The organism is Aquicoccus sp. (assembly GCF_041686535.1).
Taxonomy (GTDB): Bacteria; Pseudomonadota; Alphaproteobacteria; order Rhodobacterales; family Rhodobacteraceae; genus Aquicoccus.
This window is the reverse complement of the sequence record NZ_JAWLDS010000005.1, coordinates 72,771-80,407: the sequence shown is the minus strand read 5'-3', so window position 1 is coordinate 80,407 and position 7,637 is coordinate 72,771. Positions and strand designations below refer to the sequence as shown.

Genomic DNA, 7,637 nt, shown 5'->3' with positions numbered 1-7,637 from the left:
AGGGAAAGTCCCATGTCTAACGCGACGACCTTGAAGAACCTGAATACCGCCTTGCAAATGGAACTGACGGCTGCGCATCAGTATCAGCTTCACGCGCATCTGCTCGATGATTGGGGACTCGACAAGCTGGCTGACATGATGCGTGGCGAGTTCGAAGAGGAAAACGGCCACTCGGACCGGTTTCTCGAACGAATCTTTGCCCTGGGTGGTGAGCCCGAGATGGCCTTTGCTGCGACGCCACGCGTTGCGCGCTCACTCAAGGAAATGTTCAAGGCCGATCTAAAGGACGAAAAGGACGCAATCGCGTTCTATACGCGTGCCTCGAAAGAGGCCTATGAAGCCGACGATCTGGCGACACGGGCCCTGTTCGAAGAGATCGCGCTTGATGAAGAGGGGCACAAGTCTTGGCTCGAGCTTCAATTGAGCCTGATCGAGCGGATCGGCGAGGAACGCTATACCTCGAAATACGTTACCGCCGGAGAAACGGAAAGCGACGACTGATTGCCTGTCGAGGTGCTGGAACGCCCCGCTGTTGCAATGCGGCGGGGGTTTCCTGTGCAAGGGGGTTGCCATGGGCAAGAAACCCGCCTATACGGCGCACTTCGACCCATGGGCTCCATCGGAATCAGGGTGACGCCACGCGCGGCCCTCCGGTGATGTTGAAAGAGGACTACGGCATGCTAGCCAAAGATCTGCGTGACAAGACGCCGGATCAGCTCCGCGAAGAGCTGGCCAACCTAAAAAAAGAGAGCTTCAACCTGCGGTTTCAGCAGGCGACTAACGCGCTGGAAAACACCGCGCGCATGCGCCAGGTCAAACGCGACACCGCGCGCGTTATGACCATCCTGAACGAAAAGGCCGTTGATGCGGCCAAGGCCGAGTGAGAGGAGCCTGACACATGCCCAAGCGTATCCTTCAAGGCACCGTCACCTCGGACGCCAACGAACAGACCGTCACAGTGAGCGTCGAACGCCGCTTCACCCATCCGGTTCTGAAAAAGACCATCCGTAAGTCCAAGAAATACCGGGCTCACGATGAGAAGAACACCTTCAAGGTGGGAGACCAGGTTCGCATCATCGAATGCGCTCCGAAATCCAAGACGAAACGCTGGGAGGTGCTTGAGGCGTAAGCCCCGATCACACCCGGTTTAATCGAAACCCTGGGGCCATGATCCTGCTGCAAGGCGGTCCCAAAGGTCGGGAGAAACCATATGATCCAGATGCAGACCAATCTGGATGTTGCTGATAACTCCGGCGCGCGCCGGGTTCAGTGCATCAAGGTCCTCGGCGGCTCGCATCGCCGCTACGCATCGGTCGGCGATATCATCGTCGTTTCGGTGAAAGAGGCCATTCCGCGCGGTCGGGTGAAAAAGGGCGATGTGCGCAAGGCCGTCGTCGTGCGGACTGCAAAGGAAGTTCGCCGCGAAGACGGCACCGCGATCCGCTTCGACCGGAACGCTGCCGTGATCCTCAACAACAACAACGAGCCGATCGGCACCCGTATCTTCGGGCCGGTGGTTCGTGAGTTGCGCGCGAAGAACTTCATGAAAATCATCTCGCTCGCCCCGGAGGTGCTGTAAGATGGCTGCCAAGTTGAAAAAAGGCGACAAGGTTGTCGTTCTGGCCGGCAAGGACAAGGGCAAACAGGGCACGATTTCCCAGGTCATGCCCAAAGAGGGCAAGGCGATTGTCGATGGTGTGAACATGGCGATTCGCCATCGCCGTCAAACCCAGACCGAGCAGGGCGGACGTTTGCCCAAAGCGATGCCCATCGCGCTGAGCAATCTGGCCTATGTTGACAAGAACGGCAAGGCGACCCGCGTCGGCTTCAAGGTCGAAGGTGACAAGAAGGTCCGGTTTGCCAAGACCACGGGGGACGTGATCGATGCTTGATGCTGCTACTTATACCCCGCGTCTCAAGGCCGTGTATCGCGAGAGCATTCGTGCCGCTCTGAAAGAAGAGTTCGGATACACCAATGATTTGATGACGCCGTGCCTTGACAAGATCGTGCTCAATATCGGCTGTGGCCGTGCTGCAGTGAAAGACAGCAAGAAGGCCAAATCGGCTGTCGAGGACTTGAGCACCATTGCTGGTCAGAAGGCGGTTCCGACGATAGCCAAGAATTCGATCGCGGGTTTTCGCGTACGCGAGGGCATGCCGATGGGCGCCAAGGTAACGTTGCGTGGCAACCGGATGTATGAGTTCCTCGACCGGCTGATCACCATCGCGATGCCCCGCATCCGCGACTTTCGTGGCGTGTCTGGCAAGAGCTTTGACGGGCGTGGCAATTATGCCCTCGGCCTGAAAGAGCATATCGTGTTCCCGGAAATCGACTATGACAAGGTCGATGAAGTCTGGGGCATGGACATCGTGATCGCCACCACCGCGAAAACCGACGCGGAAGCCAAGGCGCTGTTGAAACACTTCAACATGCCCTTCAACAGCTGATCCGCGGGAGGAGATTGATATGGCTAAAAAATCCATGATCGAGCGCGAAAAGAAACGCCAGCGCCTGGTCGAGAAATATGCCCGCAAGCGCGCTGCGCTCAAGGAAATCATCAGCGACGAGTCAAAGCCTATGGAAGAGCGCTTCCGCGCCTCTCTGAAGTTGGCGAAGCTGCCGCGCAACAGTTCGGCCACCCGTCTGCACAACCGTTGCCAGCTTACCGGGCGCCCGCATGCGTATTATCGCAAGCTCAAGGTCAGCCGGATCGCGATGCGCGAACTGGGCTCTGCCGGGCAGATCCCCGGCCTGGTCAAATCGAGCTGGTAAGGAGAGAGTGACATGAACGATCCTATCGGCGATATGCTCACCCGTATTCGCAACGCCCAGATGCGCGGCAAGTCGACGGTGTCGACACCTGCATCGAAGCTGCGCGGCTGGGTCCTGGATGTGCTGGCCGACGAAGGCTACATCCGCGGCTATGAAAAGGGCACTGATGCAAAGGGCCATCCGACCCTCGAGATCAGCCTGAAATACTATGACGGCGCCCCCGTCATTCGCGAGGTCAAGCGGGTTTCGACCCCGGGACGCCGTGTTTACATGGGCGTCAAGGACATCCCCTCGGTCCGTCAGGGCCTTGGCGTGTCGATTGTCAGCACGCCGCGTGGCGTGATGTCGGATGCAAGCGCGCGCAGCCAGAATGTTGGTGGCGAAGTGCTTTGCACGGTCTTCTAAGGAGAACGGAGAATGTCTCGAATTGGGAAAAAGCCGGTCGAGCTGCCATCGGGCGTAAGCGCCACGATCTCCGGCCAGACCGTCGAAATCAAGGGTCCGAAGGCGACGCATCGCTTTACGGCCACCGATGATGTGACCATCACGCTGGATGATAACGTGATCCGGGTGACGCCGCGTGGCAAATCCAAGCGCGCACTCCAGCAGTGGGGCATGAGCCGCACGATGGTTGCCAACATGGTTCAGGGTGTTACCGATGGGTTCAAGAAAGAGCTCGAGATCACCGGCGTCGGCTATCGCGCGCAGGTGCAGGGCAATATCCTGAAACTGAACCTCGGCTACAGTCACGAGGTCAATTTCGAGGTGCCCAAAGGGGTTACTGTGACCTGCCCGAAGCAGACCGAGATCGTCATCGAAGGCGATGATTCGCAACTCGTCGGTCAAGTCGCGGCTAATATCCGCGAATGGCGTGCGCCCGAACCCTACAAGGGCAAGGGAATCAGGCACAAGGGCGAGTATATCTTCCGCAAGGAAGGCAAGAAGAAGTAAGGACGGGAACAATGGCAAACAGCAAACGGGAACTGTTCCTCAAGCGCCGCCTGCGCGTCCGGAACAAGCTTCGCAAGGTCAACAAGGGCAAGCTACGCCTTTCGGTGCACCGTTCGTCGAAGAACATCAGTGCGCAGTTGATCGACGACGTGGCGGGCCGTACGGTCGCCGCAGCCTCTTCGCTGGAAAAAGCGCTTGGCGTTGTCGGCAGGAACAACGTGGAGGCCGCCACCAAGGTGGGTGCCGCGATCGCCGAGCGCGCAAAGAAGGCGGGTGTTGAAGAGGCCTATTTCGACCGGGGTGGATTTCTCTTTCACGGGCGCATCAGGGCGCTGGCCGAGGCTGCCCGTGACGGCGGCCTGAAGATTTAAGGAGACGAGGAATGGCAAGAGAAGGTCAACAGCGGGGCCGCGGTCGCGAGCGCGAAGAGGCCCCTGAATTCGCTGATCGCCTCGTCGCGATCAACCGCGTGTCGAAGACTGTCAAGGGCGGCAAACGCTTCGGCTTTGCCGCGCTGGTGGTTGTCGGCGATCAGAAAGGCCGCGTCGGTTTCGGAAAGGGCAAGGCGAAAGAGGTCCCCGAGGCCATTCGCAAGGCCACCGAACAGGCCAAGCGTCAGATGATCCGCGTACCTTTGCGCGAGGGCCGCACCCTGCATCATGATATGGAAGGTCGCCATGGTGCTGGCAAAGTCGTCATGCGCACTGCGCCGGAGGGTACGGGCATCATCGCTGGTGGTCCGATGCGGGCCGTGTTCGAGATGCTGGGCATCAAGGATGTGGTGTCGAAATCGTTGGGAACGCAAAACCCCTACAACATGATCCGCGCCACGATCAACGGCCTGCAAAAGGAAACCAGCCCCCGCATGGTGGCGCAGCGTCGCGGCAAGAAGGTGGCTGACATCCTGCGTAAGGGTGACGAAGCCCCTGCTGCCGAAGCGGTCCAGGCGTAAGGAAACGGGAACATGGCAAAAACCATCGTCGTCAAACAGATCGGTAGCCCGATCCGTCGCCCGGCCAAGCAGCGTGCAACGCTCGTTGGTCTTGGCCTCAACAAGTTGCACAAGACCCGTGAGCTTGAGGATACACCCGCAGTTCGCGGCATGATCGCAAAGATCCCGCACATGGTGCAGATCGTCGAAGAGAAGGGCTGAAGCCCGGCTCTGTTGGAAGCCCTGCGCCCCCGGTCAGAGATGACCGGGGTGCGTTCATGGTGACGGACTTGCATTGCGCCGTATTTGACCTTATACGCCCCCGGTGTCCACCGGGCCGACTTACAGAACCAAGAAACGCCGCGTCTGTTCCATTCCGCTTCGGGTGCAGTTCCGGCAAAGGAGAAGCGACATGAAACTCAACGAATTGCACGACAATCCCGGCGCTACCAAGTCGAGAAAACGCGTCGGCCGTGGCCCGGGTTCGGGCACCGGAAAGATGGGCGGCCGTGGTATCAAGGGCCAGAAATCCCGCTCGGGCGTGGCGATCAAGGGCTACGAAGGTGGCCAGATGCCACTTTATCAACGCCTGCCCAAGCGTGGCTTCAACAAACCCAACCGCAAGTCATTCGCGGTTGTTAATCTGGGCTTGATCCAGAAGTTCATCGATTCCGGAAAGCTCGACGCCAAGGCGCCGATCACCGAGGATGCCCTGATCGAAAGTGGCCTGGTTCGCCGTAAACTTGATGGCATCCGGGTTCTGGCCAAGGGCGATATCTCGGCCAAACTCACCCTTGAAGTGACTGGCGCATCGAAATCCGCCATCTTAGCGGTCGAGAAAGCCGGTGGTAAGCTTACGACCACGGCCAGGGCAGCCGCCGAATAAGAGGTTGTCCCCGGAGCATCCGGGGCTTACATAACCTCAAGTTTTCCGATTCAGCGCCGCCGGGCCGGGGAAACCGCCCCGGCGGCGCATGCATGAAAGAGCACTGAATGGTATCCGCCGCAGAACAAATGGCCGCCAACACAAGCTGGGCGGCGCTTGGGAAAGCCACCGATCTCCGCAATCGCATCCTGTTTACGCTGGGCTTGCTGATCGTCTATCGGTTGGGCACTTTTATTCCCGTCCCGGGAATCGACGGGGCGGCATTGCGCGAATTCATGGACGGCGCGGCGGCGGGTATTGGCGGTATCCTGTCGATGTTTACCGGTGGGGCGCTGGGTCGGATGGGTATTTTTGCCCTCGGTATCATGCCGTATATCTCGGCCTCGATCATCGTGCAGCTTCTGGCTTCAATGGTGCCTGCGCTTGAACAGCTCAAGAAAGAGGGTGAGCAGGGGCGCAAGAAGATCAACCAGTATACTCGCTATGGCACGGTGTTCCTGGCCACGTTGCAAAGCTATGGCCTCGCCGTTAGCCTTGAGGCTGGCGATCTGGCCACCGACCCTGGGCTGTTTTTTCGCGCCTCCACGATGATCACACTTGTCGGCGGCACGATGTTTCTGATGTGGCTCGGCGAGCAAATCACTGCGCGCGGCGTGGGTAATGGTATCTCGCTTATTATTTTCGTCGGCATCATCGCCGAAGTGCCCGCTGCGCTAGCACAGTTCTTCAGCCAGGGCCGATCGGGCGCGATCAGCCCGGCGGTGATTATCGGGGTCATGCTCATGGTCGTGGTCACGATCGGATTCGTGGTCTTCATGGAACGGGCGCTGCGAAAGATCCATATCCAGTATCCGCGCCGCCAAGTCGGGATGAAGGTGTATGACGGCGGTTCGTCGCACCTGCCGGTCAAGGTCAACCCCTCGGGCGTGATCCCCGCGATCTTTGCAAGCTCGCTCTTGCTGCTTCCCGTGACGATCAGCACCTTCAGTGGCAACCAGACCGGCCCGGTGATGTCGACGATCATGGCGTATTTCGGCCCTGGACAACCGCTTTATCTGGCCTTCTTTGTCGCGATGATTGTGTTCTTTGCCTATTTCTACACGTTCAATGTCAGCTTCAAACCTGACGACGTGGCCGAGAACCTCAAGAACCAGAACGGGTTTGTTCCCGGCATCCGGCCGGGGAAGAGAACGGCCGAGTATCTCGAATATGTGGTTAACCGCGTTCTCGTTCTGGGGTCGGGATATCTTGCGCTTGTGTGTCTTTTGCCTGAAATACTGCGCAGCCAGCTGGCAATTCCCTTCTATTTTGGTGGCACGTCGGTTCTGATCGTGGTGTCGGTCACCATGGATACGATCCAGCAAGTGCAAAGCCATCTTCTGGCGCATCAGTATGAAGGGCTGATCGAAAAGTCACAGCTGTCTGGCAAGGGCCGGCGGCGCAAGAAGAAAGGACCATCGCGCCGATGAATATCATTCTGCTAGGCCCGCCAGGGGCCGGGAAGGGCACTCAGGCCAGCTATCTCGTCGAGTCCCGAGATATGATTCAGTTGTCGACCGGCGATATGCTCCGTGAGGCCAAGGCTTCTGGCACGGAGATGGGCAAGATGGTTGCTGATGTCATGGCCCGCGGTGATCTGGTCACCGATGAGATAGTGATCGGCCTGATCCGCGAGAAGCTTCGGGGCGAAACGCGCGGCGGCTTCATCTTTGACGGGTTTCCTCGTACCCTGGCGCAGGCTGACGCGCTCGGTGATCTGTTGACCGAACAGGGAGAGGACCTAGACGCGGTGATCGAGTTGCGAGTCGATGATGAAACGCTTGTCAAGCGTATTGTCAACAGGGCCGAGGAGGCTCGCGCAGCCGGCCTGCCAGTGCGTGCCGACGACAACGCGGAAAGCGTCAAGCAGCGACTGATGGAATATTACAAGAAGACATCGCCATTGATCGGTTATTACCATGCCAAAGGCCTGTTGAAAGTGGTAGACGGACTGGGCGAGATCGGCGAAGTGCAAGCCGCGATTTCGACGGTGTTGGACGGCTGATTGAAGTCTTTGAAAGTCTGGTTTGCCGCCTTTTCCACACAGAAATGGGCGT

The 7,637-nt window shown here is 58.6% G+C and carries 15 protein-coding genes; all 15 read left to right on the top strand.

Going from position 1 to position 7,637, the window contains the following annotated elements:
- The coding region (locus ACESL9_RS02600; protein WP_372674472.1) for a bacterioferritin at window positions 1-501 on the top strand (501 nt) is incomplete at its 5' end.
- Window positions 502-677: 176 nt separating this feature from the next.
- Complete coding sequence (rpmC, locus tag ACESL9_RS02595) at window positions 678-884, top strand: 50S ribosomal protein L29 (protein WP_372614974.1); 207 nt, start codon at window positions 678-680, stop codon at window positions 882-884.
- Between the two features lie 14 nt (window positions 885-898).
- On the top strand, window positions 899-1,129 hold the full coding sequence (rpsQ, locus tag ACESL9_RS02590; RefSeq protein ID WP_372614962.1) for a 30S ribosomal protein S17: 231 nt from the start codon (window positions 899-901) through the stop codon (window positions 1,127-1,129).
- A gap of 81 nt (window positions 1,130-1,210) precedes the next feature.
- On the top strand, window positions 1,211-1,579 hold the full coding sequence (gene rplN / locus ACESL9_RS02585) for a 50S ribosomal protein L14 (protein WP_085880043.1): 369 nt from the start codon (window positions 1,211-1,213) through the stop codon (window positions 1,577-1,579).
- A gap of 1 nt (window position 1,580) precedes the next feature.
- Window positions 1,581-1,892 carry a 50S ribosomal protein L24 gene (rplX, locus tag ACESL9_RS02580; protein WP_372614961.1) on the top strand — a complete coding sequence of 104 codons (312 nt, stop codon included), beginning with the start codon at window positions 1,581-1,583 and terminating at the stop codon, window positions 1,890-1,892.
- A complete protein-coding gene (rplE, locus tag ACESL9_RS02575; protein ID WP_372614960.1) occupies window positions 1,885-2,448 on the top strand; it encodes a 50S ribosomal protein L5 in 564 nt (187 codons plus the stop codon). Before rplX ends, rplE begins: the two co-directional genes overlap by 8 nt.
- Before the next feature lie 19 nt (window positions 2,449-2,467).
- Window positions 2,468-2,773, top strand: a complete 306-nt coding sequence (gene rpsN / locus ACESL9_RS02570) for a 30S ribosomal protein S14 (RefSeq protein WP_372614959.1) — start codon at window positions 2,468-2,470, stop codon at window positions 2,771-2,773.
- Window positions 2,774-2,785: 12 nt separating this feature from the next.
- On the top strand, window positions 2,786-3,178 hold the full coding sequence (gene rpsH / locus ACESL9_RS02565) for a 30S ribosomal protein S8 (RefSeq protein ID WP_372614958.1): 393 nt from the start codon (window positions 2,786-2,788) through the stop codon (window positions 3,176-3,178).
- A gap of 12 nt (window positions 3,179-3,190) precedes the next feature.
- Window positions 3,191-3,724: a 50S ribosomal protein L6 gene (gene rplF / locus ACESL9_RS02560; protein WP_372614957.1), complete on the top strand. Its 534-nt coding sequence runs from the start codon at window positions 3,191-3,193 to the stop codon at window positions 3,722-3,724.
- Between the two features lie 11 nt (window positions 3,725-3,735).
- The gene (rplR, locus tag ACESL9_RS02555; RefSeq protein ID WP_372614956.1) at window positions 3,736-4,095 is read left to right on the top strand and encodes a 50S ribosomal protein L18; all 360 of its coding nucleotides are present in this window, start codon (window positions 3,736-3,738) and stop codon (window positions 4,093-4,095) included.
- Window positions 4,096-4,106: 11 nt separating this feature from the next.
- Window positions 4,107-4,676, top strand: coding sequence for a 30S ribosomal protein S5 (gene rpsE / locus ACESL9_RS02550; protein ID WP_372614955.1), 570 nt, complete (start codon window positions 4,107-4,109; stop codon window positions 4,674-4,676).
- A 12-nt stretch (window positions 4,677-4,688) separates the two neighbouring features.
- Entirely contained in the window at window positions 4,689-4,877 is a 189-nt protein-coding gene (gene rpmD / locus ACESL9_RS02545; protein ID WP_372614954.1) for a 50S ribosomal protein L30, read from the top strand.
- Between the two features lie 190 nt (window positions 4,878-5,067).
- On the top strand, window positions 5,068-5,541 hold the full coding sequence (gene rplO, locus ACESL9_RS02540; RefSeq protein ID WP_372614953.1) for a 50S ribosomal protein L15: 474 nt from the start codon (window positions 5,068-5,070) through the stop codon (window positions 5,539-5,541).
- A gap of 107 nt (window positions 5,542-5,648) precedes the next feature.
- Window positions 5,649-7,010 carry a preprotein translocase subunit SecY gene (secY, locus tag ACESL9_RS02535; protein ID WP_372614952.1) on the top strand — a complete coding sequence of 454 codons (1,362 nt, stop codon included), beginning with the start codon at window positions 5,649-5,651 and terminating at the stop codon, window positions 7,008-7,010.
- Complete coding sequence (locus tag ACESL9_RS02530) at window positions 7,007-7,585, top strand: adenylate kinase (RefSeq protein ID WP_372614951.1); 579 nt, start codon at window positions 7,007-7,009, stop codon at window positions 7,583-7,585. Before secY ends, ACESL9_RS02530 begins: the two co-directional genes overlap by 4 nt.
- The last annotated feature ends 52 nt before the right edge of the window (window positions 7,586-7,637 follow it).